Genomic DNA, 1,300 nt, shown 5'->3' on the forward strand with positions numbered 1-1,300 from the left:
CCCCTTGTGCTCACAGGAGCCCGATGCCCCCGCGCGCCGTCCTCACCTCCTACCGGCGGCTGTTCGCGGCCCCCGGCGCCGTCGCCTTCACCCTGACCGGGCTGCTCGGCCGGCTGGCGCTGTCGATGAACGGCGTCGCCCTGGTGGTGCTGCTCTCCGAGCGGCGCGGCTCGTACGGGCTGGCCGGGGCCGTCTCGGCAGCCGGACTGGTCGCCGGCGCGGTCGGGATGCCGCTGATCGGACGGCTGGTGGACCGGTACGGGCAGGCGCGGGTGACGGTACCGGCCGCGCTGTACAACGCCGTTCCGCCGGCCGGGCTGCTGCTCTGCGTCCGGTTCGGCGCACCCGACTGGACCCTCCTCCTCTGCTCCGCGGCCGGCTCGGCGGCACCCAACCTCGGCGGCATGGCCCGCTCCCGCTGGGCGCACCTGTACCGGGACGACCCGGCCGCCCGGCACCTGGCCAACTCCTTCGAACAGGCCCTGGACGAACTCTGCTTCATGGCCGGCCCGGTGCTCGCCATGCTGCTCTGCACCACGCTCGCCCCGGAGGCCGGACTGATCACCGCCGGGACCCTCGGCGCCACCGGCGCCCTGCTGTTCGCCGCCCAGCGGCGCACCGAACCCCCGCTGCCCCCCGCCCCGGCGCAGGGGCGGGAACCGGCCGGACCGCGGCACGGCTCCCCGCTGCGGGTGCCCGGGCTGCGGGTGCTGGTGCTGACCTTCCTGGCGACCGGCACGGTCTTCGGCGCGACCGAGATCACCACCGTGGCGTACGCCGACGCGCTCGGCCACAAGGCCTCCGCCGGACTGCTGCTGGCCCTGTTCGCGGCCGGTTCCTGCGTCGCGGGGCTGCTGTTCGGGCTGCTGACCCCGCGCCGGGCACCGGGCACGCGCTTCCTGCTCGGCGCCACCGCGATGACCTCGGTCCTGCTGCTGCCGCTCGCCGCCGGGCTGGGCGGGGCCGGGCTCGGGCTGCTCGGGACGGCCCTGTTCGCGGCCGGCACCGCCACCGCGCCGACCATGGTGACCGGGATGACGCTGGTCCAGGAGCTGCTGCCGCAGCGGCAGTTCAACGAGGGCATGGCGATGGCGGTGTCCGGCATCGTGGTCGGCATCTCGGCCGGGGCGGCGCTCGCCGGGACGGTCGCGGAGCGGGCCGCTCCGGGCACCGGCTACCTCCTGCCCGCCGCGGCCGCCGGGCTCGCGCTGCTGATCGCGCTGGCGGGGCGCCGGCACCTGACGGCGCGCGGGGCGGCGGCGGCCGCACCGCCCGAGGGGGCGCCGGGTGGGGCGCCGGG

General features: G+C 77.6%; 1 protein-coding gene. It reads left to right on the plus strand.

The window, feature by feature from the left end:
• Nucleotides 1-23 precede the first annotated feature (23 nt).
• Nucleotides 24-1,300: MFS transporter (locus ACIQOV_RS41780; protein WP_401056419.1), on the plus strand; the 1,277-nt coding region annotated here is incomplete at its 3' end.

Source organism: Kitasatospora sp. NPDC091257, assembly GCF_044757675.1.
Lineage (GTDB): Bacteria > Actinomycetota > Actinomycetes > Streptomycetales > Streptomycetaceae > Kitasatospora > Kitasatospora lactacystinica.